This window comes from Microbacterium sp. NPDC089186 (assembly GCF_040685115.1).
GTDB lineage: Bacteria > Actinomycetota > Actinomycetes > Actinomycetales > Microbacteriaceae > Microbacterium > Microbacterium galbum.
The window spans coordinates 26,825-52,982 of the sequence record NZ_JBFBHJ010000003.1 but is presented as its reverse complement, the minus strand read 5'-3'; the positions used below and the strand labels follow the sequence as shown (position 1 = coordinate 52,982).

21 protein-coding genes are annotated in these 26,158 nt (G+C 71.2%); 13 read left to right on the top strand and 8 right to left on the bottom strand.

Going from position 1 to position 26,158, the window contains the following annotated elements; genetic code table 11:
* Positions 1–72: 72 nt before the first annotated feature.
* The 6 genes from AB0N82_RS10455 to sufB all read right to left on the bottom strand — a co-directional run bounded on the left by AB0N82_RS10455 (position 73) and on the right by sufB (position 5,457).
* On the bottom strand, positions 73–1,236 hold the full coding sequence (locus AB0N82_RS10455) for an aminotransferase class I/II-fold pyridoxal phosphate-dependent enzyme (protein WP_363391315.1): 1,164 nt from the start codon (positions 1,234–1,236) through the stop codon (positions 73–75).
* Positions 1,237–1,372: 136 nt separating this feature from the next.
* Positions 1,373–1,702 (bottom strand): metal-sulfur cluster assembly factor, encoded by a 330-nt coding sequence (locus AB0N82_RS10450; protein WP_013586729.1) that lies wholly within the window; start codon positions 1,700–1,702, stop codon positions 1,373–1,375.
* Positions 1,703–1,711: 9 nt separating this feature from the next.
* Positions 1,712–2,482 (bottom strand): Fe-S cluster assembly ATPase SufC, encoded by a 771-nt coding sequence (gene sufC, locus AB0N82_RS10445; RefSeq protein ID WP_058625386.1) that lies wholly within the window; start codon positions 2,480–2,482, stop codon positions 1,712–1,714.
* Positions 2,483–2,521: 39 nt separating this feature from the next.
* Positions 2,522–2,851 carry a non-heme iron oxygenase ferredoxin subunit gene (locus AB0N82_RS10440; protein WP_363391311.1) on the bottom strand — a complete coding sequence of 110 codons (330 nt, stop codon included), beginning with the start codon at positions 2,849–2,851 and terminating at the stop codon, positions 2,522–2,524.
* Positions 2,848–4,038 (bottom strand): Fe-S cluster assembly protein SufD, encoded by a 1,191-nt coding sequence (gene sufD, locus AB0N82_RS10435; protein ID WP_363391308.1) that lies wholly within the window; start codon positions 4,036–4,038, stop codon positions 2,848–2,850. The genes AB0N82_RS10440 and sufD overlap by 4 nt, the downstream gene beginning before the upstream one ends.
* A complete protein-coding gene (gene sufB, locus AB0N82_RS10430) occupies positions 4,039–5,457 on the bottom strand; it encodes a Fe-S cluster assembly protein SufB (RefSeq protein ID WP_363391305.1) in 1,419 nt (472 codons plus the stop codon).
* Between the two features lie 249 nt (positions 5,458–5,706).
* On the opposite strand from sufB, the gene AB0N82_RS10425 reads away from it, so the two are divergent.
* The 3 genes from AB0N82_RS10425 to AB0N82_RS10415 all read left to right on the top strand — a co-directional run bounded on the left by AB0N82_RS10425 (position 5,707) and on the right by AB0N82_RS10415 (position 7,995).
* Positions 5,707–6,693 (top strand): COX15/CtaA family protein, encoded by a 987-nt coding sequence (locus AB0N82_RS10425; RefSeq protein WP_363391302.1) that lies wholly within the window; start codon positions 5,707–5,709, stop codon positions 6,691–6,693.
* Positions 6,694–6,865: 172 nt separating this feature from the next.
* The gene (locus tag AB0N82_RS10420; RefSeq protein ID WP_363391299.1) at positions 6,866–7,357 is read left to right on the top strand and encodes a dinucleotide-utilizing enzyme; all 492 of its coding nucleotides are present in this window, start codon (positions 6,866–6,868) and stop codon (positions 7,355–7,357) included.
* Positions 7,358–7,440: 83 nt separating this feature from the next.
* The gene (locus AB0N82_RS10415; RefSeq protein ID WP_363391296.1) at positions 7,441–7,995 is read left to right on the top strand and encodes a GNAT family N-acetyltransferase; all 555 of its coding nucleotides are present in this window, start codon (positions 7,441–7,443) and stop codon (positions 7,993–7,995) included.
* Between the two features lie 106 nt (positions 7,996–8,101).
* Here AB0N82_RS10415 and AB0N82_RS10410 read toward each other — a convergent pair whose 3' ends face one another.
* Positions 8,102–9,028 carry a heme o synthase gene (locus tag AB0N82_RS10410; RefSeq protein WP_315995856.1) on the bottom strand — a complete coding sequence of 309 codons (927 nt, stop codon included), beginning with the start codon at positions 9,026–9,028 and terminating at the stop codon, positions 8,102–8,104.
* Between the two features lie 227 nt (positions 9,029–9,255).
* Between AB0N82_RS10410 and tkt the strand changes: the two genes are divergently transcribed.
* From tkt to AB0N82_RS10375, 7 genes are all read left to right on the top strand, one after another.
* Entirely contained in the window at positions 9,256–11,355 is a 2,100-nt protein-coding gene (tkt, locus tag AB0N82_RS10405) for a transketolase (protein ID WP_363392275.1), read from the top strand.
* A gap of 19 nt (positions 11,356–11,374) precedes the next feature.
* Complete coding sequence (tal, locus tag AB0N82_RS10400; RefSeq protein ID WP_363391293.1) at positions 11,375–12,496, top strand: transaldolase; 1,122 nt, start codon at positions 11,375–11,377, stop codon at positions 12,494–12,496.
* On the top strand, positions 12,493–14,118 hold the full coding sequence (locus AB0N82_RS10395) for a glucose-6-phosphate isomerase (protein WP_363391290.1): 1,626 nt from the start codon (positions 12,493–12,495) through the stop codon (positions 14,116–14,118). The genes tal and AB0N82_RS10395 overlap by 4 nt, the downstream gene beginning before the upstream one ends.
* A gap of 2 nt (positions 14,119–14,120) precedes the next feature.
* Positions 14,121–15,671: a glucose-6-phosphate dehydrogenase gene (gene zwf / locus AB0N82_RS10390; protein WP_363391287.1), complete on the top strand. Its 1,551-nt coding sequence runs from the start codon at positions 14,121–14,123 to the stop codon at positions 15,669–15,671.
* Positions 15,668–16,615: a glucose-6-phosphate dehydrogenase assembly protein OpcA gene (locus tag AB0N82_RS10385; RefSeq protein WP_315995860.1), complete on the top strand. Its 948-nt coding sequence runs from the start codon at positions 15,668–15,670 to the stop codon at positions 16,613–16,615. The genes zwf and AB0N82_RS10385 overlap by 4 nt, the downstream gene beginning before the upstream one ends.
* Positions 16,612–17,403, top strand: a complete 792-nt coding sequence (gene pgl, locus AB0N82_RS10380) for a 6-phosphogluconolactonase (RefSeq protein WP_315995861.1) — start codon at positions 16,612–16,614, stop codon at positions 17,401–17,403. The genes AB0N82_RS10385 and pgl overlap by 4 nt, the downstream gene beginning before the upstream one ends.
* Positions 17,404–17,664: 261 nt before the next feature.
* Complete coding sequence (locus AB0N82_RS10375; protein WP_363391283.1) at positions 17,665–20,196, top strand: LuxR family transcriptional regulator; 2,532 nt, start codon at positions 17,665–17,667, stop codon at positions 20,194–20,196.
* Here AB0N82_RS10375 and AB0N82_RS10370 read toward each other — a convergent pair.
* Positions 20,144–21,559 (bottom strand): glycosyltransferase family 2 protein, encoded by a 1,416-nt coding sequence (locus AB0N82_RS10370; RefSeq protein WP_363391280.1) that lies wholly within the window; start codon positions 21,557–21,559, stop codon positions 20,144–20,146. The two genes, AB0N82_RS10375 and AB0N82_RS10370, sit on opposite strands and share 53 nt — an antisense overlap.
* A 374-nt stretch (positions 21,560–21,933) precedes the next feature.
* On the opposite strand from AB0N82_RS10370, the gene AB0N82_RS10365 reads away from it, so the two are divergent.
* From AB0N82_RS10365 to glmS, 3 genes are read left to right on the top strand one after another with little or no spacing between them, the layout of a single operon-like run.
* Positions 21,934–23,265: a nucleotide sugar dehydrogenase gene (locus AB0N82_RS10365; protein ID WP_315995864.1), complete on the top strand. Its 1,332-nt coding sequence runs from the start codon at positions 21,934–21,936 to the stop codon at positions 23,263–23,265.
* A complete protein-coding gene (locus AB0N82_RS10360) occupies positions 23,262–24,326 on the top strand; it encodes a GDP-mannose 4,6-dehydratase (protein WP_315995865.1) in 1,065 nt (354 codons plus the stop codon). The genes AB0N82_RS10365 and AB0N82_RS10360 overlap by 4 nt, the downstream gene beginning before the upstream one ends.
* Positions 24,326–26,134, top strand: coding sequence for a glutamine--fructose-6-phosphate transaminase (isomerizing) (gene glmS / locus AB0N82_RS10355; RefSeq protein ID WP_315995866.1), 1,809 nt, complete (start codon positions 24,326–24,328; stop codon positions 26,132–26,134). The genes AB0N82_RS10360 and glmS overlap by 1 nt, the downstream gene beginning before the upstream one ends.
* Positions 26,135–26,158: the final 24 nt, after the last annotated feature.

Here is a 26,158-nt window from a genome sequence, read left to right as displayed (position 1 = left end):
CCTCGCCGGTGGACGACCACTGCCCGACGCGGCGCCCCGGGGCGGGGCCTGCGTGCACGACGCCCGCCGCCGTCAGGGTCGCGGCACCAGCGCCGCGACGCGTTCGATCGCTTCGCGCAGCACCTCCGGCGCGCACCCGACGTTGATGCGCACGTGGCCGATCCCCTCCGTGCCGAACAGCGGGCCGTGGTGCAACGCGACCTTGGCCTCGCGGCGGAGGAAGGGCGCGGGATTGTCGCCCCACCCGTAGGCCGACACGTCGACCCACGCGAGGAAGCCGGCCTCGGGAGCACGGTAGCGGGCCAGCGGGAGGTGCTCGGCGAGCAGGTCGGCGAGCAGTCGGCGGTTCTCGTCGAGAGCCGCCAGCAGGGAGTCGAGCCAGGGGTCGCTCTCCGCCGCGAACGCCGCCCGGTTGGCGATCACGCCAAACAGACCCGCGCGCCATTCGACCTCCCACGGCAGCGCGCGCACGACCTGCGCGGTCTCCTCCGCCCCGGTGACGATGACCGCGCACTTGAGCCCGGCGAGGTTGTAGGTCTTGCTCGCGCTCGTCACCGCGTACCCGACCGCGGCGGCCTCCGGCCCGGCATCCAGGAACGGGGTGAACACCGCCGGCGCGTGCGTCAGCGGCGCGTGGATCTCGTCGCTGACGACGCTCGCGCCGTACCGCTGGGCGAGCCGTGCGAGCGCGGCCAGGCTGTCGCGCGTGTGCACCGTGCCCGTGGGATTGTGCGGGTTGCACAGCAGCACCGCGCGGGCCCCGGATGCCAGAGCGTCCTCGATCCCGCCGAGGTCGAGGCTCCATCGCTCCCCGTCGTCGACGAGGGGGACGCGCTCCACGACGGCCCCGGCCTCCTCGACCGTGTCGTAGAACGGCGGGTACACCGGCGGCGTCACGACGACGCGGTCGCCCGGCGACGTCACCGCGCGGAGCACCTCGACCACGCCCATCATCACGTCCCCCGTCCAGCGCACGCGTGCCGGATCGATCGTCCAGCCCCACCGCCGGTGGGCGTAGGCGGCGAAATCGAGATCGATGCCGGGGCGGGGCGGCGTGTACCCGGTGTCGCCGATCTCGACCGCACGCTGCAGCGCCGCGGTGATCGCGGGGGCGAGCGGGAAGTCGGTCTCGGCGACGAACATGGGGATGACGTCGTCGCCGTACGAGCGCCACTTCGTGCTGGAGCGCTGACGGAGGAGGTCCAGGGGCAGGGCCTGCAGGGGGGTGACGCTCATGCGAAAAGCCTAACGACGGCCCCGAGGGCCCGCAGCGCGCGCGTCAGACGACGACACACGGCGCACACCGGCAACGACGAAGGGCCGCGACGACGAACGCCCACCCTCGAAGGGATGGGCGTTCGAGAGTCGGGTCTCAGATCGCGAAACCGAGGGCGCGCATCATGTCGCGGCCGTCGTCGGTGATCCGCTCGGGGCCCCACGGCGGCATCCACACCCAGTTGATGCGGAAGCGGTCCACCACGTTGTCGAGGGCCTGAGCCGTCTGCTCTTCGAGCACGTCGGTCAGGGGGCACCCGGCCGAGGTGAGGGTCATGTGGATGACGAGCGCGTCGTTCTCGTCGTCCCACGCGAGGTCGTAGATGAGGCCGAGGTCGACGACGTTGATCCCCAGTTCGGGGTCCATGACGTCTTTCAGGGCCTCGGTGACCTCGTCGTACTTCTCGGGAGCGAGGGTTGCGGTCATGTAACGATCTTACGCGTCGATCGGCGTACCGGCCTCGAGGAAGCGGTCGTAGCCCTCTTCCTCGAGTCGGTCGGCGAGCTCGGGGCCGCCCTCTTCGACGATGCGGCCCTTGACCACCACGTGCACGAAGTCGGGACGGATGTAGCGCAGGATGCGCGTGTAGTGCGTGATGAGCAGCACACCGAGGTCGGTCTGCTCCTTCGCGCGGTTCACGCCCTCCGACACGATCTTCAGCGCGTCGACGTCGAGGCCCGAGTCGGTCTCGTCGAGCACCGCGATCTTCGGCTTGAGCAGCTCGAGCTGGAGGATCTCGTGGCGCTTCTTCTCGCCGCCGGAGAAGCCCTCGTTGACGTTGCGCGAGGCGAACTTCGCGTCCATGCGCAGGTTCTCCATGGCGCCCTTGACGTCCTTGGTCCAGCTGCGGATCGCCGGCGCCTCGCCGTCGATGGCCGTCTTGGCCGTGCGCAGGAAGTTGGTGACCGTGACGCCGGGGATCTCGACGGGGTACTGCATCGCCAGGAAGAGACCGGCGCGAGCGCGCTCGTCGACGCTCATCTCGAGCACGTCCTCACCGTCGAGCGTGATCGAGCCGCTCGTGACGGTGTACTTGGGGTGACCGGCGATCGTGTACGCCAGGGTCGACTTGCCGGAGCCGTTGGGGCCCATGATGGCGTGGGTCTCACCGGTGCGCATGGTCAGCGTCACGCCGTTGAGGATCGGGGTCGTACCGTTCTCCGTCTCGACCGTCACGTGGAGGTCGCGGATCTCGAGGACAGACATGGTGTTCCTTACTCGTAAAGTCTCTGGTGTCGGCGCGGCTCAGGCCGTCGCCTTGGTGACGGACGGATCGATGAGCACGTCGTCTCCGTCGATCACGACCTCGTACACGGGAACCGGCTCGTAGGCCGGGAGGTTCAGCGGACGGCCGGTCTTCAGCGAGAACGCCGAGCCGTGAGCCCAGCACTCCAGCGTCTCGCCCTCGACGAAACCGTCGGACAGCGAGATGTCGCCGTGCGTGCAGACGTCTCCGATCGCGTGCACGTCGCCGTTGCCGTCGAGCACGACGGCCATCGCGACGCCGTCGATCTCGACGCGACGCGCCTCGTCCTGCACGAGATCACTCAGGGCGCAGACGCGCGACGCGCTCACGCGGCGGTCCCCTCGGCCAGCTCGTGCTCGATCGCCTCGATGAGCTCGGTCTCGAGCTCGGGGATGCCGATGCGCTGCACGATCTCGCTGAGGAAGCCGAGCACGACCAGGCGGCGCGCCTCGTCCTCGGCGATGCCACGGGCCTGCAGGTAGAACAGCTGCTCGTCGTCGAAACGACCCGTGGCGCTGGCGTGGCCGGCGCCCTGGATGTCGCCCGTCTCGATCTCGAGGTTCGGGATCGAATCCGCGCGCGCGCCGTCGGTGAGCACGAGGTTGCGGTTGGCTTCGTAGGAGTCGGTGCCCGTGGCATCCGGTCCGATCAGCACGTCGCCGATCCAGACGCTCCGGGCGCTCTCCCCCTGCAACGCGCCCTTGTAGAGCACGTCGCCGACGGTGTGCGGGCCCTTGTGGTGCAGGTACACCTGCGACTCGAGGTGCTGACCGGCGTCGGAGAACGACAGGCCGTACAGACGCCCCTCGGCGCCGGGGCCCGAGAGCTCGACCGAGGGGTTCACGCGCACGACGCCGCCGCCGAAGCTCACCACGACGTGCGTGAGCTTGGCGTCGCGGTCGACGCGCGCCTGGTGGGATGCCGCGTGCACCGCGTCGTCGTCCCACCGCTGCACCGAGACGACGGTGAGGTCGGCTCCGTCGCGCACGATGATCTCGACGTTCTGCGCGTGGGTCGCGGTGCCCTCGTGTCGCAGCACGACGGTGCCGCGCGAGTTCGGCTGCGCCTCGATGACGACATGAGCGTGCGCGAGGCCGCCGGTGCCGGTCAGACGCACCACGACGGGCTCGTCGAGCTCGACGTTCGCGGGGATCCGCAGCAGAGGCGCCTCGGCCTCGTGCGTCCACGCGAGGGCGGCAGGGAGGTCCTCCGGGCGGAAGTGCTCGCCGCGCGGGGCGTCGCCCGCGGCGAGGCGCAGCTGCTCGACCGCGGCCGGCGCCTCGACGTCGACGGTGATGACGCCGGTCGGGCCGGCCTCGTCGACGAAGAGCGGCGCGAGCCGGTCGATCGGGCTGAGCTTCCAGTTGACCTCGCGGCCCGTGGGGGTGCCGAAGTCGGCCGGGTCGAACGAGGTCTTCCGCTCCGAGCGCGTCTGCACCGGGACGACGGATGCCACGAGGGCTGCCGGGTCGATGTGACCCTCGGCGGCTGCGGGAGTTTCGGTCGCAGTCGTCACTTAACCAACACTGCCTTCCATGCCCATCTCGATGAGCTTGTTGAGTTCGAGCGCGTACTCCATCGGGAGCTCGCGGGCGATGGGCTCGATGAACCCGCGCACGATCATCGCCATGGCCTCGTCTTCGGGGAGGCCGCGCGACTGCAGGTAGAACAGCTGCTCCTCGCTGACCTTCGAGACGGTCGCCTCGTGGCCGAGCTGCACGTCGTCGACGCGGATGTCGATCGCGGGGTAGGTGTCGCTCCGCGAGATCGTGTCGACGAGCAGCGCATCGCAGCGCACGGTGTTGGCGGAGTGGTGCGCATTGGCATCCACTCGCACCTCACCGCGGTAACCGGCGCGACCGCCACCGCGGGCGATGGACTTCGACACGATCGACGACTGCGTGTACGGCGCCATGTGGATCATCTTCGCGCCGGCGTCCTGGTGCTGACCGGGACCGGCGAAGGCGACCGACAGGGTCTCGCCCTTGGCGTGCTCGCCCATGAGGTAGATGGAGGGGTACTTCATCGTCACCTTGGAGCCGATGTTGCCGTCGACCCATTCCATGGTCGCGCCCTCGTGGGCGACGGCGCGCTTGGTGACGAGGTTGTAGACGTTGTTCGACCAGTTCTGGATCGTCGTGTAGCGCACGCGGGCGTTCTTCTTCACGATGATCTCGACCACGGCCGAGTGCAGCGAGTCGCTCTTGTAGATCGGGGCGGTGCAGCCCTCGATGTAGTGGACGTAGCTGTCCTCGTCGGCGATGATCAGCGTCCGCTCGAACTGACCCATGTTCTCGGTGTTGATGCGGAAGTACGCCTGCAGCGGGATCTCGACGTGCACGCCCTTGGGGACGTAGACGAACGAGCCGCCCGACCACACGGCGGTGTTCAGCGCCGCGAACTTGTTGTCGCCGGCGGGGATGACCGTGCCGAAGTACTCCTCGAAGAACTCGGGGTGCTCACGCAGCGCCGTGTCGGTGTCCATGAAGATGACACCCTGCTGCTCGAGGTCCTCGCGGATCTGGTGGTACACCACCTCGGACTCGTACTGCGCGGCGACGCCGGCGACGAGGCGCTGACGCTCGGCCTCGGGGATGCCGAGCTTCTCGTACGTGTTGCGGATCTCCTCCGGGAGGTCCTCCCACGACTGCGCCTGCTTCTCGGTCGAGCGCACGAAGTACTTGATGTTGTCGAAGTCGATGTCGCTGAGGTCGGCGCCCCAGGTCGGCATGGGCTTCTTGCCGAAGAGCTGGAACCCCTTCAGACGGGTCTTCAGCATCCACTCCGGCTCGGACTTCAGCGAGGAGATGCCGCGCACGACGTCCTCGTTGATGCCGCGCTGCGCGACGGCGCCCGCGGCGTCGGTGTCGTGCCAGCCGAACTCGTATTGCCCCAGGCTCTCGAGCTCTGGTCGGTCGATGAGGACATCGGACATGGTGATCACTCTCCTTCTCGGGCCTCAACGGTGTCATCCGCCCCGACATTCCGGACTCCGGTCGAAGTCCCAGGTTCGTCGCTGGTGGGCCCGCTCGAAGGCGCTGGCTGCGCGCCTAGACTGTCTGTTGTGCGGATCGCGTGAGCGCTGCACACGGACCCTTCGATTCTACAGGCAACACCCGCTCCCGGCATGGCAGTCCCGCTCTCCCGAACGCCGGGACGGCCCCGACGCCAGGAAGCCGTACGCATGCCCTCCGCCCCGTCCTCCCCCTCCCCGTCCCGCGTCCCCGCGGTACTGCAGCGCCTCGGCGCGTGGCTGCCCACGCGGGTCGACCGCCGGGTGAAGGTGTTCGCGTGGTTGTCGTTCATCGCCGAGGTGCTCATCATCGGCACCGGCGGGGCCGTGCGTCTGACGGGATCGGGCCTGGGCTGCCCCACGTGGCCGCGCTGCACCCCCGACTCGCTCGTGAACACCCCCGAGATGGGCATCCACGGCATCATCGAGTTCGGCAATCGCACACTCACCGGCCTGGTCGGCATCCTCGCCCTCGCCGTGGTCGTGCTCGTGTGGCGCATGCGTCACGAGCGCCGCGTCCTGTTCGTGCTGTCGCTGATCGTCCTCGGCGGAATCATCGCGCAGGCGGTCGTGGGCGGTATCACGGTGCTCACGGGCCTGAACCCCTTCATCGTCGGCTTCCACTACGTCGCCTCGGTGGTGCTCGTGGCCGTGTGCGCCGCCTTCCTGGTGCGCATGTACCAGCCGGCCGGGCCCCGCACGCTGTCGGTGCCCCGCTGGTTCGCCGGGCTCGTGCACGCGACCACCGGCGTGCTGGCGCTGACCATCGTCTTCGGGGTGCTGACCACCGGTGCGGGTCCCCACTCCGGCGACGAGGCCTCGGTGCGCAACGGCTTCGACGCGCAGGTGCTGGAGCACGTGCACGCCTGGCCCGGATACGCCCTGTTCGCCCTCACGCTCGTCGTCGTCGTCGCCGCCTGGCGCCTCCGTCTGCCCGTCCGACGCTGGGCGACCGCACTGCTGGCGGTCGAACTCGTGCAGATCGCGGTGGGCCTCTACCAGGCGCGCAACGGCCTCCCCGAGATCGCCGTCGGCACGCACATGGTGCTCGCGGCCCTCGCGGCGGCGACCATGACGGTCGTCGTGCTGCGGCTGAAGACCCCGGTCGTCGCCGCCTCGGCCGAGAGCGGTCGCGCCACCGCCGACGCCCGCGCCTGACGCCCCGCTCCCCCTTATACGCTCATAGGGCATTCATCGGCGACCCCTAGGCCCCGCCAGGACCGGTGAGAGAACCTTGACGTTCCGGGTTCAGCCCGGGCATTCCCGATGCCACCGCGTCGGGGAACGCCAGTCCGGTGCCCCCGCGCCGGAACGACAAGGAGTACTCCCCATGAAGACCCGCCCCCGCCTGGTGACCAGCATCCCGTTCTGGGTGCTCGTCGTCGCCTCCCTGGCCGCCATCGCCGGTGGACTCGCGATCGTCCTGAACGGGATCGATGCGATGGAGCAGGTGCTCAACGACCCGAACGCCACCGTCGTGCAGGTCTACGTCGGTCAGTCGTGGGTCGTCGTCGGCGCCGCCGTACTCGGCGCCGGTGCGATCGGCATCGCCCTCGTGCTGGCCCTGGGCGCCGCCGCCACGCTGACCCGTCGCCCCGACGTCGCGATCGAGACCATCGACTGGAACAGCGACGACGAGACCGCCGCCGACAGCACCGCTCCCGCCGCCCCCTTCGCGCCGGCCACGACCGCTGCGCCCCTCGCGGTGGAGGATGCCGACGTCGAGACCCCGTCGACCGCCACGGCTCCTCCGGCGGCCGCGGCGGCCGCCCGCCCCGACGAGCCCACGCTCGACACCGGAGACGACGCCACGCGTCGCTGACGCTGTCCCGGAAGCGCCCGCTCCCCTCGGGGGCGGGCGCTTCCGCGTCCAGGGGCGCCGACGAGCGTGCCTACGCTGAAGACATGTTCACCCTCCGAACGACGCGGGAAGAAGACTGGCCGCAGCTGCGGACGTTCCGTCTCGAGAACGCCACCGACAACCCGGTCTCCTGGACGGCGACGGTCGACGAGACGCTGAGCATCCCCGAAGACGGATGGCGGATGCGAGCCCGACGCGGCGGTCAGCCCGACACCACCAGCGTCGTGGCGACAGACGACGAGACGGGACGCTGGCTCGGGATGATGTGCGCGCAGATCGGCGACGCCCACGGCCCCGAGCCCGTCCTCACGGGCGTCTACGTGACACCCGACGCGCGAGGGAGGGCCGCCGGCGTCACCGACGCGCTCTTCGAGTCGATCCTGCGCTGGGCGGGCTCGCGCGGAACGGTCCTCCGCCTCTGGGTGGCCGAGCACGCCGTGCCCGCTCGCCGGTACTACGCGCGGAACGGGTTCGTCCCCACGGGGCGCGTCGAGGAGCTGCGGGTCCTCGGGCGGGAGCCGCAGCCCGACGACGGCGGGCTCCTCGAGATGAGCCGCCCGCTGACGGGCGCCACCACCTCGGTGGCCGCCGCTCTCTGACCTCGCCGCGCGCAGGTCGCACGTGGCGGATGACGCCGAGGACCCGGCATCCGCACGAGGAAGCGCCCGCCCCGAGACGGGGCGGGCGCTTCCTGAAGACTCGTGCTCAGAACGGGAGGAGCGGGTCGACCGCGATCGCCACGAACAGGAGCGTGAGATAGGTGATCGAGGCGTGGAAGACGCGCATCGGCCGCGGCTCGCCGCCGCGCACCGCACGGGCGTAGAGGCGGTGCGACTCGTAGATGAACCAGCCGCCGAACACGAGGGCCGACACGCTGTACACCAGGCCCATCGAAGCGACGGGGATGAGAAGGAGCGAACAGGCGACGGTCGCCCAGGCGTAGAGGATGACCTGCAGGCCGACCTGCGAACCGCTGCGGGTGGCGCCCAGCATGGGGACGTCGACCTCGTCGTACTGCGCGGCGTACTTCATCGACAGCGGCCAGTAGTGCGGCGGCGTCCACAGGAACACCAGCGCGAACAGGATGAACGGCGCCCAGGAGAGCGAACCCGTCACCGCCGACCAACCGATGAGCACCGGGAAGCACCCCGCGATGCCGCCCCACACGATGTTCTGCTCGGTGCGGCGCTTGAGGATCATCGTGTAGATCACGACGTAGAAGAAGATCGCGACGGCCGACAGGCCCGCCGCCAGCGGGTTGGTGAACACCAGCAGCCACACGGTGGAGAACACCGCGAGCGTCCAGGCGAACGTCAGAGCCCCCCGGGGCGAGACCTCGCCGGTGACCAGCGGTCGGTTCACCGTGCGCTGCATGTGCGCGTCGATGTCGCGGTCGAGGTACATGTTGAACGCGGCCGCCGAACCGGCGCTGAGCGAGCCGCCGATCACGGTGGCGAGGATCAGCCAGAGGTTCGGCAGTCCGCCCTGCGCGAGGATCATCACCGGAACGGTGGTCACCAGCAGCAGCTCGAGGACGCGGGGCTTCGTCAGAGCGACGTAGGCCCGGAGGGTGCGTCCGACGGAGCGGCGATCGGTCGTCGCAATGACGTGCGACGTCGTCGAGATGTCCATCGTCCCCCGGGGTAGCGCGTATGTAATCCCCACGATTCTATGCCATCCCCACCACACGCACGGCCGCCTGTCGACCCCCGTCACGAACGGCAACGGCGTCGGTCGTTCTCGCTATGCTGGCGAAGAACGCGCGCCCCGCGCCGACACCCCACCCCCCTCCCACTCCTACGGTGACGAGCGCGGACGTCGGTTTGTGAATCGGGCGCAGGATCGAGAAAGGCACCGTGTTGTCGGACTTCGAATGGGACGAGATCGATCGGCGCGCGGTGGACACCGCACGCATCCTGGCGGCTGACGCCGTCGAGAAGGTGGGCAACGGCCACCCGGGAACGGCCATGTCGCTGGCCCCCGCCGCCTACCTGCTGTACCAGCGTGTGCTGCGCCACGACCCGGCCGACACCCACTGGCCCGGTCGCGACCGCTTCATCCTCTCCGCCGGGCACTCGTCGCTCACCCAGTACGTGCAGCTCTACCTCGGCGGCTTCGGCCTCGAGCTGAAGGACCTCGAGGCGCTGCGCACCTGGGGCTCGCTGACCCCCGGCCACCCCGAGTACGGACACACCGACGGCGTCGAGATCACCACCGGCCCCCTCGGCCAGGGTCTGGCCTCCTCGGTGGGCTTTGCCTACGCCGCACGCTACGAGCGCGGTCTCTTCGACGCCGAGACCCCCGCCGGTGAGAGCCCCTTCGACCACTTCGTCTACGTGATCGCCGGCGACGGCGACCTCCAGGAGGGCGTGACCAGCGAGGCCTCCTCGCTCGCCGGCCACCAGGAGCTCGGCAACCTCATCGCGATCTACGACTCCAACCAGATCTCGATCGAGGACGACACCAACGTCGCCTTCACCGAGGACGTCCAGAAGCGCTACGAGTCGTACGGCTGGCACGTGCAGACCGTGGACTGGAAGAAGACCGGTCAGTACGTCGAGGACGTCGCCGAGCTGCACGCCGCGATCGAGGCCGCCAAGGGCGAGACGAGCAAGCCTTCGCTCATCATCCTCAAGACGATCATCGGTTGGCCCTCGCCCGGCAAGCAGAACTCCGGCAAGATCCACGGCTCCGCCCTCGGCGCCGACGAGCTCAAGGCCACGAAGGAAGTGCTCGGCTTCGACCCCGAGCAGCACTTCGCCGTCGCCGACGACGTCCTCGACCACACGCGCGAGCTCGTGAAGCGCGGCGAGGCCGAGAAGGCCGCCTGGCAGGACAAGTTCGACGCCTGGGCCGCCGCCCACCCCGAGCGCAAGCAGCTGTGGGACCGCCTGCAGGCCCGCGAGCTCCCGGCCGATATCGCCGAGGCGCTGCCCGCCTTCGAGGCCGGCAAGGACGTCTCCACCCGCGCCGCCTCGGGCACCGTCATCAACGCCCTCGCCGCCTCGCTCCCCGAGCTCTGGGGCGGTTCGGCCGACCTCGCCGAGTCCAACCTGACGACGATCAAGGATGCCAAGTCCTTCATCCCCGCCTCGTGGTCGACGCACGAGTGGTCGGGCGACCCCTACGGCCGCGTGCTGCACTTCGGCATCCGCGAGCACGCCATGGGCGCGATCCTCAACGGCATCGTCCTGCACGGACCCACCCGTCCGTTCGGCGGCACCTTCCTCATCTTCAGCGACTACATGCGCCCGCCGGTGCGTCTGGCCGCGCTGATGAACATCCCGACGATCTTCGTCTGGACGCACGACTCCGTCGCGCTCGGCGAGGACGGCCCCACGCACCAGCCGATCGAGCAGCTCGCGACGCTCCGCGCCATCCCGAACTTCGCCCTCGTGCGTCCCGCGGATGCCAACGAGACCTCCGTCGTGTGGCTCGAGATGCTGCGCCGCACCGCCGGTCCCGCCGGTATCGCCCTGACCCGTCAGAACATCCCGGTCTTCGCCCGCGGCGAGGGCGCGGCATCCGGCGACGAGTTCGCCTCCGCCGAAGGCGCCGTCAAGGGCGCCTACGTGCTGGCCGAGGCGAAGAACGGCGAGCCCGACGTGATCCTCATCGCCACCGGCTCCGAGGTGCAGCTGGCCGTCGAGGCGCGCGAGACGCTCGCCGCCGAGGGCGTGCACGCCCGCGTGGTGTCGGCTCCGTCGCTGGAGTGGTTCGCCGAGCAGGACGAGGCCTACCGCGAGTCGGTGCTGCCGTCGTCGGTGAAGGCGCGCGTCTCGGTCGAGGCGGGCTCCGCGCTCAGCTGGGCCGGCATCGTCGGCGACGCCGGCCGCTCCGTCGCGATCGACCACTTCGGTGCGTCGGCCGACTACAAGACCCTGTTCCAGAAGTTCGGCATCACGACCGAGCATGTCGTCGAGGCCGCACGCGAGTCGCTCGCCGCGGCGAAGAAGTAATCGAGAGGGACCGACACACATGAGCACTCCCACCGCAGACCTCGCCGCTCAGGGCGTCAGCATCTGGCTCGACGACCTGTCGCGTCAGCGCATCCAGTCCGGCAACCTCGCCGAGCTGATCGAGTCGCGCAACGTCTCGGGCGTCACGACCAACCCGACCATCTTCGCCGGAGCCCTCTCGAAGGGCGAGGCGTACGAGGGCCAGGTCAAGGAGCTCGCCGCGGCGGGCGCCGACGTCGACGAGGCGATCTTCTCGATCACCACCGACGACGTGCGCGACGCATGCGACATCTTCCTGCCCGTCTTCGAGGCCACGAACGGCGTCGACGGTCGCGTGTCGATCGAGGTCTCCCCCGACCTCGCCCACGACACCGAGGGCACCGTCGCGCAGGCGAAGGACCTCTCGGCGCGCGTCGACCGCAAGAACGTCCTCATCAAGATCCCCGCGACCAAGGCCGGCCTGCCGGCGATCACCGAGGTCATCGGTGCGGGCATCTCGGTCAACGTCACGCTCATCTTCAGCCTCGAGCGGTACGAAGAGGTCATCGACGCCTACCTCGCCGGAGTCGAGAAGGCGCAGGCCGCCGGCCACGACATCACGACCCTGCAGTCGGTGGCGTCGTTCTTCGTGTCGCGCGTCGACACCGAGATCGACAAGCGTCTCGCCGCGATCGGCACCGATGAGGCCGCCGAGCTGAAGGGCAAGGCCGGTATCGCCAACGCCCGCCTGGCCTACGAGCTGTTCGAGAAGAAGTTCTCCGACGACCGTGCCAAGAAGCTCCTGGATGCCGGTGCGACCGTGCAGCGTCCCCTCTGGGCCTCGACGGGTGTCAAGGACCCCGCCCTGCCCGACACGCTCTACGTGACCGAACTCGTCGCCCCCGGCACCGTGAACACGATGCCCGAGAAGACGCTCGAGGCCACGTTCGACCACGGCGTCATCACCGGAGACACCGTCACCGGTGCCTACGCCGAGGCGCACGAGGTGTTCGACCGCCTCGCCGCGGCGGGCGTCGACGTGGCCGACGCCACGCAGACGCTCGAGGACGAGGGCGTCGAGAAGTTCATCGCGTCGTGGCACGAGCTGCAGGACACGGTCAAGACCGCCCTCGACGCCGGAAGCGCCCAGGCCGCCAAGTGAGCTTCGCCGTCAAGGTCACCGGCCACGTCAAGTCGGTGGTCGACGCCGAGCTTCCCGGTCTGACCGGGTCGCTCATCGCGTCGGGCATCACGGCGGGCGATGCGAGCCTGTGGGGCGCGGCTGCCGAAGACGAGGCCTCTCGTCGGCTCGGGTGGGTGCGGGCGGTCTCCGTCTCGCGCCCGCTCGTGCCCGAGATCACCGCCCTGCGCGACGAGCTCGTCGCGCAGGGCGTGACCCGGGTGGTGCTGGCCGGCATGGGCGGATCGTCCCTCGCGCCCGAGGTCATCGCGCAGTCGTCCGGCGTACCCCTCGTCATCCTCGACTCCACGGCCCCCGGCCAGGTGCTCGCCGCGATCGACGGCGACGCCGAGTCGGGCGGACTCGAGCAGACGGTGCTCGTCGTATCGAGCAAGTCGGGGTCGACGATCGAGACCGACTCCGCCAAGCGCGCCTTCGAGGCCGCCTTCCGCGACGTCGGTATCGACCCCGCGGGGCGCATCGTGGTCGTGACCGACCCCGGCTCCCCGCTCGAGCAGTCGGCCCGCGCCGACGGCTACCGCGTGTTCCTCGCCGACCCCGAGGTCGGCGGACGATACTCCGCGCTCACCGCCTTCGGACTCGTGCCGGCGGGTCTCGCCGGCGTCGACATCGACGATCTGCTCGACGAAGCCGACGCGACCCTCCTCGAGGTCGCCATCGACTCCCCCGAGAACCCGGCCCTCGTGCTCGCGGCGGCCATCGCCGGAGGCGGCGCGCACCGACGCGACAAGCTCGGCCTCGTCACCGACGGCAGCCACATCATCGGCCTGCCCGACTGGATCGAACAGCTCGTCGCCGAGTCCACGGGCAAGGACGGCACCGGCATCCTGCCCGTCGTGCTGCTCCCCGTCTCGCCCGAGCTCGAGGCGAAGCCCGACGACCTGCAGGTCGTGCGCTTCGTCGACGACGCCGATGCGTTCCACCTCTTCGAGCGCCACACCGGCGAGGTGCTGGTCAGCGGCTCGCTGGGCGCGCAGTTCGTCGTGTGGGAGTACGCGACGGCGATCGCCGGCCGCCTCCTGGGCATCGATCCGTTCGACCAGCCCGACGTGGAGTCGGCGAAGGAGGCGACGCGGGGCCTGCTCGAGTCGCAGCCCGCCCCCACCGCCGCGGCCTTCGTCGCCGACGGCGTCGAGGTGCGCGTGTCCGACCCGGCCCTCGCCGAGAGCGGCACCGTCGCCGGCGTGCTCGCGGCGCTCTGGGCCCGCGTCCCCGCAGACGGGTACGTCAGCGTGCAGGCGTACGTGAACCGTCTCGACCTCGCTCAGCTGTCGGGGCTCCGCGAGCTGGTGGCGGCCGACACGGCTCGTCCCACCACGTTCGGATGGGGTCCGCGGTTCCTGCACTCCACCGGGCAGTACCACAAGGGCGGACCCGCCAACGGGGTGTTCCTCCAGATCATCGAACGCACCGATGTCGACCTCGAGATCCCGGGGCGGCCGTTCACGTTCGGACAACTCATCCAGGCACAGGCCGCGGGAGACGCGAGCGTACTGGCGGAGGCTCATGGCCGTCCCGTCGTCACGCTGACGCTGACCGACCCGCAGGTCGAGGTGCTCTCACTCTTCGAGGCGGCACAGTAAGCATGGTCGTAAAGATCACACCGGGTCACAATCCTCTGCGCGATCCCGAGGATCGCCGACTCAACCGCATCGCGGGGCCCAGCGCGCTCGTCATCTTCGGCGTGACGGGAGACCTGTCACGCAAGAAGCTCATGCCGGCCGTCTACGACCTCGCGAACCGCGGACTCCTGCCCCCCGGATTCGCGCTCGTCGGCTTCGCCCGCCGCGACTGGGAGGACCAGGACTTCGCGAAGGTCGTCTACGAGTCGGTGAAGAAGTACGCGCGCACGGAGTTCCGCGAGGAGACGTGGAAGGAGCTCCTCGAGGGCATCCGCTTCGTGCAGGGCGAGTTCGACGACCCCGAGGCGTTCGTGCGCCTGCGCGACACCGTCGACAAGCTCGACACCGAGCGCGGGACCATGGGCAATCACGCGTACTACCTGTCGATCCCGCCGAAGGCCTTCCCGCTGGTCACCACCCAGCTGAAGGCGTCGGGTCTCGTGGGCGACAAGGCCGAGGACACCTCGGGCTGGCGCCGCGTGGTCATCGAGAAGCCCTTCGGCCACGACCTCGCCTCGGCCCGCGAGCTGAACGAGGTCGTCGAGAGCGCGTTCCCGGCCGACTCGATCTTCCGGATCGACCACTACCTCGGCAAAGAGACCGTGCAGAACATCCTCGCGCTGCGCTTCGCCAATGAGCTGTACGAGCCCATCTGGAACCGCAACTACGTCGACCACGTGCAGATCACCATGGCCGAGGACATCGGCGTGGGTGGCCGTGCGGGGTATTACGACGGCATCGGCGCGGCGCGCGACGTCATCCAGAACCACCTCCTGCAGCTGCTCGCCCTGACCGCGATGGAGGAGCCGATCAGCTTCAACGCCGCGGACCTGCGCGCCGAGAAGGAAAAGGTGCTCGCCGCCGTCCGCCTGCCGGAGAATCTGGCCGAGGCCACCGCGCGCGGTCAGTACGCCGGCGGATGGCAGGGCGGCGAGAAGGTGCTCGGCTTCCTCGAGGAAGACGGGATGAACCCCGAGTCGGTCACCGAGACGTACGCGGCGATCAAGCTCGAGATCAACACGCGCCGCTGGTCGGGCGTGCCGTTCTACGTGCGCAGCGGAAAGCGCCTGGGACGCCGCGTGACCGAGGTCGCCGTGGTGTTCAAGCGGGCGCCGCAGCAGCTGTTCTCCCGCAGCCAAACGCAGGAGCTCGGACAGAACGCGCTCGTCATCCGCGTCCAGCCCGATGAGGGCGTCACGATCCGGTTCGGATCCAAGGTCCCCGGCGACGGCACCCAGGTGCGCGACGTCACGATGGACTTCGGCTACGGCCACGCCTTCACCGAGGCCAGCCCGGAGGCCTACGAGCGTCTGATCCTCGACGTGCTCCTCGGCGACCCGCCGCTGTTCCCGCGGCACGAAGAGGTCGAGCTCAGCTGGAAGATCCTCGACCCGATCGAGGAGTTCTGGGCCGCCGAGGGCGGTCCCCTCGAACAGTATTCGCCCGGGTCGTGGGGGCCGGCATCCGCCGACGAGCTCCTCGCCCGCGACGGCCGCACCTGGAGGCGCCCGTGATCATCGATCTGCCCGACACCACCGTCAGCGCGATCTCGAAGAGCCTCGTGAGCGTGCGCGAAGAGGGCGGCGCCGTCGCCCTCGGGCGCGTGCTGACGCTCATCATCGTCACCCACCACGGTGCCGAGGAAGAAGTCATCGAGGCCGCGAACGACGCCTCGCGCGAGCACCCGATGCGCGTGATCGCCGTGTTGTTCGGCGACGAGGACGAGGAGCCGCGCCTCGACGCGCAGATCCGCGTCGGCGGCGACGCCGGTGCGAGCGAGGTGGTCGTGCTCCGCGCCCACGGCGCGGCCGGCTCCAACGCCGAGAGCCTCGTGACGGGCCTGCTCCTGCCTGACGCACCCGTCGTGGCGTGGTGGCCGGCCGAAGCCCCTGAGAACCCCTCGCGCTCGGCCATCGGCCGCATCGCCCAGCGTCGCATCACCGATGCCTCGTCGCAGGCGGATCCCGCTGCCTGGGTCGCGCAGCTCGGCGAGCACTACGCGCCCGGCGACACCGATTTCGCCTGGACGCGGGTCACCCGGTGGCGCGAGCAGCTGGCCGCCGTGCTCGACCAGCCGCCGTTCGAACCGGTCACCGCCGTCGAGGTGCGCGGTGCGGCCGACTCCCCCTCCACCGCCCTGCTGGCGGCGTGGCTGGGCATGAAGCTCGAAGCTCCGGTGGATTACGCCTACCTGCCCGCCGACGAGTGGGCGAGCGGCATCAAGTCGGTGCGCCTCACGCGCCCGAGTGGCGACACGCTCCTCGAGCGTCCCGAGGCGGGCATCGCGGTACTCACGCAGCCCGGGCAGCCCACGCACGACCTCGCCTTCCCTCGCCGCACCCTGCGGGAGTGCCTGGCGGAGGAGCTGCGACGTCTCGACCCCGACCTGCTCTACGGGCGGGTCATCACCGAGGGGCACGACCTGCTGCTCGCGGCGAGCGAGCAGGACGCGTCATGACCGACAACGGCTCGGCCAAGCGCGTCATCATCAAGCGCGACGCCGACACGCTCGCCGAGTACGTCGCGACCCGCTTCATGAACCGGATCGTCAAGCGCGTCGCCGAGGGCAAGCGCATGCACGTCTGTCTGACCGGCGGGACCATGGGCGCAGCGGTGCTGCGCACCGCGGCAAGCGATGCGCGCGTCGCCGACGTCGACTGGTCGCTCGTGCACTTCTGGTTCGGCGACGAGCGCTTCGTTCCGCGCGATTCCGACGACCGCAACGAGAAGCAAGCGCGCGAAGCGTTCCTCGACCACCTCGACATCCCGGCCGAGAACATCCACGTGGTCGCCTCGAGCGACGACGGACTCGACCTGGATGCCGCGGCGATCGCATACGCCGACGAACTGGCGCAGTTCGCCCCCTCCGACCGCAGCGAGACCGGCCCCTGGCCGTCGTTCGACATCTGCTTCCTCGGAGTGGGCCCCGACGCGCACATCGCCTCGCTGTTCCCCGACCGGCCCGAGATCTCGGTCACCGATCGCGCCACCGTGCCGGTGCGCGATTCACCGAAGCCGCCGAGCGACCGCGTCTCGCTGACGCGGCCGGTCATCAACTCCTCGAAGCGCGTGTGGATGGTCATCGCCGGCGCCGACAAGGCCGCAGCCCTCGGGCTGGCCCTCGCCGGGGCCAGCTATCAGAGCGTCCCCGCGGCGGGTGCGAAGGGCCGTCGTCGCACGGCCTTCTTCGTCGACGAGGTCGCCGCCGATCAGGTTCCGCCGCAGCTCATCGATCGCGAGTACTGACCTCCGGTACCCCCGCCCGCGCACTCCGACCACGCGAGGTCTCACGCCGCGGCTGCGGCGAGAACACTTCGTCGGCGGAACCCTGACGGCACGAGGGGCTCGGATGCCCGGCATCCGGGCCCCTTCCGTGCGAACGGGGAGAAATCCTCCGGCTCTTGTCTTCGACGGTGCGGCGGCTTACCCTTCCTGCAGGGGGGGCATCCTGAACCGGCGCGACGATCGTGATCGTCGCCCGCCGGTTCGCGCGAGAGGGAGCGTGGGATGCCATTGTTCGGTCGCGGGCGCGAGCTCGACATCGCACGGACGACCGTCGGACTGCGCACGGGAGCCGCGTGCGTGTTCGTCGGCGAGGCGGGAATGGGCAAATCGGCCCTGGCGGCCGAACTCGCCCGGGAGCACCGGGCGAACCTGGTCGCCGTCAGTCCGAGCGAGCGGATGTGGCCGTACTCGGGCCTGTCGGCCGTCGCCGCCGGACTCGGCGGCGCGCGCGGCGCCGCGATCGACGGCATCCTGGACCGCGGTCGCGATTGGCCGGAGCACCTGATGGCCGAGGAGGTGAGCCGGACACTGCACCTCATCCGCGACGACGCGGGCGTGCTCGTCATCGACGACCTCGATGAGATGGACGGTGCGAGCCTCACGGTGCTGTCGTACGTGTTCGGGCGTCTTCGTGGCACGGGGGTCACGATCCTCGCCACCGTGGGGGCCCCCGGACACCGCCACGAAGTCGCCGCGCTGCCGCACGTGCGCCTCGAGCCCCTCGCCTTCGAGGCCGCGTCCGACCTCGCACGCGAGATCGTCGGTCCCGCGAGCGCGGCCGCCGTACGCCACCTCGTCGTGATGTTCACCGGCGGCGACCCCGGCGTGCTGTCTCGCGTGCGGCTGACGGCGGCGGAGGCGGCGGGTGAGGACGCGCTGCCCCTCCCGCTGCGCCTGTCGGACGACCGGAGCGGTCGCCCACGGCGCGAGGCATTCTCCCCGCGCGGCGCACGCGCGGACGCGGTGCTCGACCTGCTGTCGATCGGTCCCGTCTACGACTACGAGCGACTGCGCCTCACCGCCCTCGCCGAGGGCGCCGACGTCGACCAGCTCATCGACGACGGCACGGTCCGCGTGCACGACGACCTGGCCCGCATGAGCGATCCCGCGCTCCGTCTGCGGCGACACGCGGCGATGGCGCCGGAGGACCGGCGCCGACTGCACGCCCAAGCGGCCGACGATCATCGCGACCGCGACCGTGCCACCCAGCTGTGGCACGAGAGCTTCCTCGAGCCCGACGGCGACCGCGGTTCGCTCCTCGCCGCGGCGGTGGGCTTCGCGCGCGCCGGGGAGACGGCATCCGCTGTGGAGTTCGCCGAACGCGCCCTGTCGGGTCGACTCGACCCCGAGGGCCGCACCCGAGGACTCGTCGATCTCGGCGGCGCGCTGGTGCTCCAGGGGCTCGACCTGCTCGGACAGCACTATCTGCGGCGCGCGGGTCGCAGCGACGATGCCGCCGTCCGTGTGCGCGCGGCGATCGCCCGCCTGCGCGCAGGGGCGAACGTCGACCACGTGATCGACGACGTCCTCGTCCGCGTCGACGCCGAGGGATGGACCGCCGGTGCGGAGCGCCTGCTCTGCGAGAGCGCCCGACTGCATCTGGGGCGCGGGGAGCTCGCCGCGGCGCTCGAGGCTCTGGACGCGATCGCCGCGGCAGGTGCCGCGTCGACCGAGACCGCGATGCTGCGCCTGCTCGTCGCCGAACTCGGCTGCGGCGCCCCGGCGCCGGGTCGCGACGTGCCGCCGCCCCTCGACCCGGCCGTACTTGCGGCGGATGCACCGGTCGAGATCGCCTCGCTCTCGGCGAGCGTGCGCATGCTGCGCGAGGAGTACGCCGCGGCGCGGCGTCAGGCGACCGAGCTGCTGGAGCGCGTTCCCCGGGTGGCCCCGTTGTGGCGCGAGCGCGTCCTGCGCCTGCTCGTGGTCTGCGAGGTGCGAGGCGGCGACGCGTCGGCGGTGCGCGAGGCCGTCGCGGCCTGGCGCCACGAGTGGGCCCCGGGCCGCGCGGAGGACGCCGCGACGACCCTGTTGTGCGCCGAGGCGGCCGCAGCCGACCCTCTCGACGCGCGCGCGGGCGACATGATCGCACGGGGACGCCACCTGTGCCGGCGTGAGGGGACGACGGCCCTCCTGCCGTTCTTCGCGGCGCTGGAGGGGAGGCTCGCCCTCGCCGAGGGACGGTACGAGGATGCCGTGGACCTGCTCCGCGGGGCCGGCGACGCTGCGGCGACGCATGATCCGTCGCTGCTGCGCATCGACGCCGATCTGATCGAGGCGCTGTGGCTGACCGGGCGCGAGGCCGAGGCCCGCCGCGAGCTCGCGCGGTTCGAAGCGGCCGCGGCCCGGCATCCGCGTCGATGGACGACCCTCGCCGTGGCGCGATCCCGCGCCGTCTGCCGCTCCGCGGAGGACGGCGCGCGGGCGTTCCGCGACGCCGACGCCGTCCTGCGCAGCACCGACGCCCCCTCGGAGCATTCGGCCCTGCACGCGACGCGCGAGCGGTGCCTGCCGACGGCGGACCGCTCCCCCGCGGCGCGCACGAGCACGATTCCGGCGCGCGGTCGCGCGCTGTCGCCGCAGGAGCAGGAGGTCGTGGCCCTGGTGGAGCAGGGTCTGCGCAACCGCGAGATCGCGTCGGCGCTGTTCGTCTCGCTGCGCACGGTCGAACTGCGCCTGACGCGCGTCTACCGCAAGCTCGGCGTCACCTCGCGCGTCCACCTCGTCTCGCTGCTGCGCGGAGCGGCGACGCCCTGATCGCGCCGGGCGACGGCGTCGCGGAGGTCCGGCGCCGGAACTCGCGACGAGGGGCCGACACGGATGCCGAGGTCACGGCATCCGCTCCCCCCGCTGCCGGCGCGACAGCGGCCGGCCGGCGGTCCGGGCTGCGCCAGCGCCCGTCGGAGGGACGCCCCCACGCCGACATCAGCGCCCGCAGGCACAGCAGCGCGTCCCACACCCGCAGCAGCGGGAACAGCAGCATCCACACGCGCGGCCGGGTGCGCGAGAGGGCGCAGGCGAAGACCGTCATCAGCGCGTCCACGAGCAGGAAGGCCAGCGCGAGCGGACCGACCGGCAGAGCGGCCGACAGCGCCGCCGCGGTCTGCGCCGCCGGTCCGGTGAGGACGGCCGCTGCCACGGCCGCGAGACCGGCGAACAGCAGCACCGGAAGCGCCGCGGCGAGCACGAGACTGGAGACGACGGTCTCGATCGCGAAGACGCCCACCGAGGTCCAGAACAGCCCGTAGCGCACACCGTGCCGCCGCACCGTCTGCCAGAAGCCCAGGCTCCACCGGCGCACCTGTGCGGTGTAGTCGCGCAGGGTCGCCGGGTCCTGCGTTTCGGCCACCGCACAGCCGGGATGGAAGGCGATGCGCCCCAAGCGCTTCGCGTGCACCTCGAACGTCATGTTGAAGTCCTCGATCGAGAGCCCCGGGGCATCGATGTCGATGCGGTCCAGCACGTCGGTGCGGTAGAGGCTCGCGAAGCCCGGCACGATCGCCACCGCGTCGGCGCCCCGCGCAGCCTGGCCGAACTTGTGCAGGTACTGGGTGCAGACGTAGGTGCGCTCGCGATACGCCGTGAGCACGCGGCCGACGACGGTGCGCGGGGTGTCGGCCGCGGTCGTGGCGCGGCCCGCGACAGCGACCACCCCGTCGTCGGTGAACAAGGGGAGGGCGGTGCGCAGGTAGTCCGGGCGGGGGCGGGAGTCGGCGTCGAGCAGGAGCAGGAGGGGGAAGCGGGCGGCGATGCCGAAGCGCTCGAGCCCGGCCCGGATGGCGCCGGCCTTGCCGCGGTTCGGAACGAGGTCGACGGCCGTCGCTCCGGCGCGTCGCGCCCGCCCGACGGTGTCGTCGCTCGACCCGTCCGAGACCACGAAGACGTTGCCGGGCGGAACGAGGCGTCGCGCGGCGCCGACCGCCTCCGCGATGACCAGCTCCTCGTTGTGCGCCGCGATCAGCACGGCCACCTCGTCGGACCGGTAGAACATCGACGGTGCGCCCCACGGCGACGCGATGCAGGACTCGGCGAGCAGGCGCAGGATGCCGACGGTCCCCCACGCCAGCGTCGACACGCCCACCGTCGCGACGGCGATGACGACGGCGAACGTCACGGTCACGGCATCCGCCCCTCGTCGGCGGCGCGCGAGGGGGACACGGCAGGGGGGCGTGCGAGGTCGTGCGCGGGCAGGGCGGGGCTCACGGGGTCCTCCTCTTCGGGTCGAGGCTGCGCCCGACGGTACGCGCAGAACGGGCCCGCGGCGCCGCAGCCGGCCCGCACTCGTCGATGCGGTTTCCCGCACGGCACGGTGCGGTCGGCGGTATCCCGCACGATCCGCCCGGCGTCCTTGACCATCCCACCGGTCCGCATCAGTGTGGGCCCCGGATCAGCGCCGACCCACCCGATCGGCCGCCTCCCACCCGCACCACCCGAATCGTCCGAGGGGGCCTGGCCCCCCATCGCCCCCTCGGACCCCGCTGTTGGAGGATGACGATGTCCACACTCGATGTGCGCGCCGAAGCGACCCCCGTGTCGCCGCCCCCGGTCGCCGCCGCGCCGCCCCGATTCGACTTCGACGTCGCGATCGTCGGCCTGGGGTACGTGGGGCTGCCGACGGCGCTGGCCTATCACGCCAGCGGCTCTCGCGTCCTGGCGCTCGACGTCTCATCGCGCCGGCTGCGCACGATCGCCGCCCGCGGCGCCGACCTCATCGACACCGATCGAGAACGGTTGGATGCCGCGCTGCGGCGTCCCGGCGCGTTCCGCCTGACCGGTGACGTGACCGAGCTGTCGCGGGCGGCCGCCATCGTGGTGTGCGTCCCCACGCCGGTGGACCACCAGCAGGTCCCCGACCTCGCTCCCCTGCGGGCCGCGTGCGCCACCGTCGTCGCCGCGGCCCGCCCGGGGCAGCTCGTCATGCTGACCTCCACCACCTACGTCGGCTGCACGCACGACCTGGTCGAGCAGCCCTTGCGCGAGCGGGGGTTCGAGATCGGCCACGACGTCTTCGTCGCCTTCAGCGCCGAGCGCATCGACCCCGGCAACGTCGGCTTCGCGCAGGAGGTCGTCCCGCGTGTCGTGGGCGGGGCCACCGCCCGCTGCGAGGAGCAGGGCGCGCAGCTGCTCGCACGCTACGCTGCCCGCGTCCACCGGGTCTCCTCCCTCGCGACCGCCGAGATGACGAAGCTGCTCGAGAACACCTTCCGCGCGGTCAACATCGCGCTCGCGAACGAGTTCGCCGACATCTGCGGCGCGCTCGACGTGCCCGTCACCGAGGTGATCGAGGCGGCGAGCACGAAGCCCTACGGCTTCATGGCGTTCTATCCCGGTCCCGGGGTGGGCGGGCACTGCATCCCGTGCGATCCGCACTACCTGCTCTGGCAGCTGAAGGCGCTGCACGTCGACGCCGGCGTCATCACCGAGGCGATGACGCGCATCGCCGCCCGTCCGCGCCGCGTCGTCGAACGCATCCGCGACGTGCTGGGCCGCGCCGGCAAGGGCACGCTAGGGGCCCGCGTCCTGGTGGTCGGGGTGACGTACAAGCCCGACGTCGCCGATCTGCGCGAGTCGCCCGCCCTCGAGATCATCGACCACCTGATCGACGTGGGTGCCGAGGTGCAGTACGTCGACACCCACGCCCCGCACATCCACCTCGACTCGGGGCGCGAGCGCGATTCCCTCGCCGACCCGGGCGGATTCCATCCCGACGTCGTGCTCGTGCACACGCGGCATCACGACTGCGACCTGGCGTGGCTCGACGGCGACGCCCTCGTGGTCGACGGCACCTACCGCAGCACCGACATCGCAGGGCGGGTGCTGCTGTGAGCGGCGTCCCGGTCTTCCCCGCGTCGGCGGGCGGACGCACGCGCACGCTGGTCACCGGCGGCGCCGGCTTCGTCGGCAGCCACCTCGTCGAGCACCTCCTCGCGGCCGGCGACGACGTCGTCGTCCTGGACGACCTCTCCACCGGGTCGGCGCGCAACCTGGCCGGTGTCGCCGACAACCCCCGGCTGGAGATGATCCACGGATCCATCCTCAACAGCAGGACCGTCGCCCAGGCGATGCACTCCTGCGATCGGGTGTTCCACCTCGCCGCCGCCGTCGGCGTCAAGCTCATCGTCGAGCAGCCGCTGCGGGGCCTGCGCATCAACATCCACGGAACCGAGAACGTGCTCACCGCGGCGATCGAGCACAAGGCGTCGGTGCTCCTGGTGTCCACGAGCGAGGTCTACGGCAAGAACACCGCCGACCGCCTGCGCGAGGATTCCGACCGCGTGCTGGGCGATCCCCTGCTCTCGCGGTGGACCTACGCCGGCGCCAAGGGGATCGACGAAGCCTTCGCCAAGGCCTATTGCGATCAGGAGGGGCTGGACGTCGCGATCGTCCGCCTGTTCAACACCGTGGGTCCGCGTCAGACCGGCCGCTACGGCATGGTGCTGCCCAACCTCGTCGGCCAGGCGCTGCGCGGGCACCCCCTCACGGTGTTCGGCGACGGCCTGCAGACGCGCTGCTTCTCCGCCGTCGAAGACGTCGTCCCCGCCATGGTGCGCATCGAACGCGATCCCCGTGCCCGCGGACAGGCCTACAACCTCGGCGGGTCGCGGGAGATCTCGATCCTCGACCTGGCGCGCGAGATCATCGCGACCCTCGACAGTCGCAGCGAGATCGAGCTCGTCCCTTACGAGCAGGCCTACGCCGCCGGTTTCGAGGACATGCGTCGCCGCGTCCCCGACAACACCAAGGCGCACGACCTCGTCGGCTACGAGCCCACCACCCCGCTCACCACGACCATCATGCGCGTGGCTGCCGATCTGCTCTCTCGGGAGCGTCTCGGGTCGGATGCCATGCCCCTCGCCGGCGCCGGCTCGTTCCGGGGCGTCGTCTGATGTGCGGAATCACCGCCTACCGCGGCCCCGCCGCCGCGGCATCCCGTGCGCGTTCCGCCCTCGAACGCCTCGAGTACCGCGGCTACGACTCCGCCGGGATCGCCGCGCGACGGCCCGACGGCACCACCCTGCACGCGCGTACTCTCAGCGGCGTGGCGGCCCTCGCGGTGGTGACCGGAGAACAGAGCACGGATGCCACGACCGCGGCCATCGGGCACACCCGGTGGGCCACGCACGGAGAGGTGAGCGAGGCGAACGCCCACCCGCTGGAAGACTGCAGCGGCCGGCTCTACGTGGTGCACAACGGCATCATCGACAACGCCGAGGTCCTCCGGGCGCAACTCGTCGCCGCCGGGCACCGCTTCGCCACGGGCGTCGACAGCGAGGTGATCGTGCACCTCATCGAGCAGGCTCAGCGCCCCGGGGTGGGACTCGGCGACGCCCTCGCCGACGCGGCCGGCCACCTCTCGGGCTCGTGGGCGGTCGTCGCCCTCGACGCGCGCACCGGGACCCTCGCGGCGACGGCGCACGGCTCCCCCCTCATCTCCGCCCAGGACGGCACGGGCACCTACCTCGCGAGCGATGTCGGGGCGGTGGCTCCCGAGGTCACCGAGTTCCGCGTGCTCGAAGACGACGACGTGGTCGAGATCGACGCCGCAGGCATCCGCTGGCACCGCGCCGGGGGCAGCTGCCGACCGCGCGGGCTGTGGCCGGTCCCCCGCACGGCGCTGCTGGCCAGCACCGGTCGCCACCGCGACCACATGGGCAACGAGATCGACGAACAGCCCGTGGTCGCCCGCCGGGTGCTCGAGGCCCTCGGCCCGGGCATCGTCGACGGGTCGCTGTGGCGCGGCCTGGGCCTGCCGTCGCTCGACGACATCGACCGGGTCACGGTGATCGGCTGCGGCACGTCGCTGCACGCCGGTCGCGCCGTCGCGGGGGTCTTCGGGCGTCTCGGCGGTCTGCCCACGCGCACCCTCGTGGCCAGCGAGGCCGCGCACGAGGTGTGGGAGCCGCGCACCCTCGTGATCGCGATGAGCCAGTCCGGCGAGACCGCCGACGTCTTGCGCGCCCTCGACGCCCTGCCGCCCCGGCACGGCACCCTGCTCGCCTTGACCAACAGCTCCTCCTCCACCCTGGCCCGCCGCTCCGACGCGGTCATCGACTGCCTCGCCGGCCCGGAGGTGGGGGTGGCCGCGACCAAGACGTTCGTCGCGCAGGTGCTGACCGGGGTCTGCGTGGCCCTGTCGGGACTGTCCGCCTTCGACCGCGCCGACTCGGCGTGCCTGGGCGCAGACCTCCGCGCCCTGGCCGCGACGCCCGATGCGCTCGCCGCCGCCCTCGACGCCTGGCGGGGACCCAGCGCGCAGCTGGCCGCCGAGTACGCCCGGGCGTCGGGGTTCCTCTTCCTCGGCCGCGGCGCGGGTCTGATCTACGCCGCCGAGGGTGCCCTCAAGCTCAAGGAGCTGTCGTACCGCTGGGCGGAGTCCCACCCCGCCGGCGAGCTCAAGCACGGTCCCCTCGCCCTGGTGGATGCCGGCACCCCCGTGTTCGTGGTCGACAACGGCGATCCGCGGCTCGATGTCGACATCGCCGAAGTCGCCGCACGCGGAGGTCGCGTCATCCGGATCGGCGAACGCGTGCTCACCGTGGGCGGAGTGCCGCTGCATCTGCCGCGCACCGGACCCTCGTGGGGACCGCTCGAGACCGTGGTTCCGCTGCAGATGTTCGCGCGCGAGCTCGCCGTGCGTCTGCATCGCGACGTCGACAAGCCCCGCAACCTCGCCAAGTCGGTGACGGTGTCGTGAACCCTCCGCACCCCCCACGAAAGG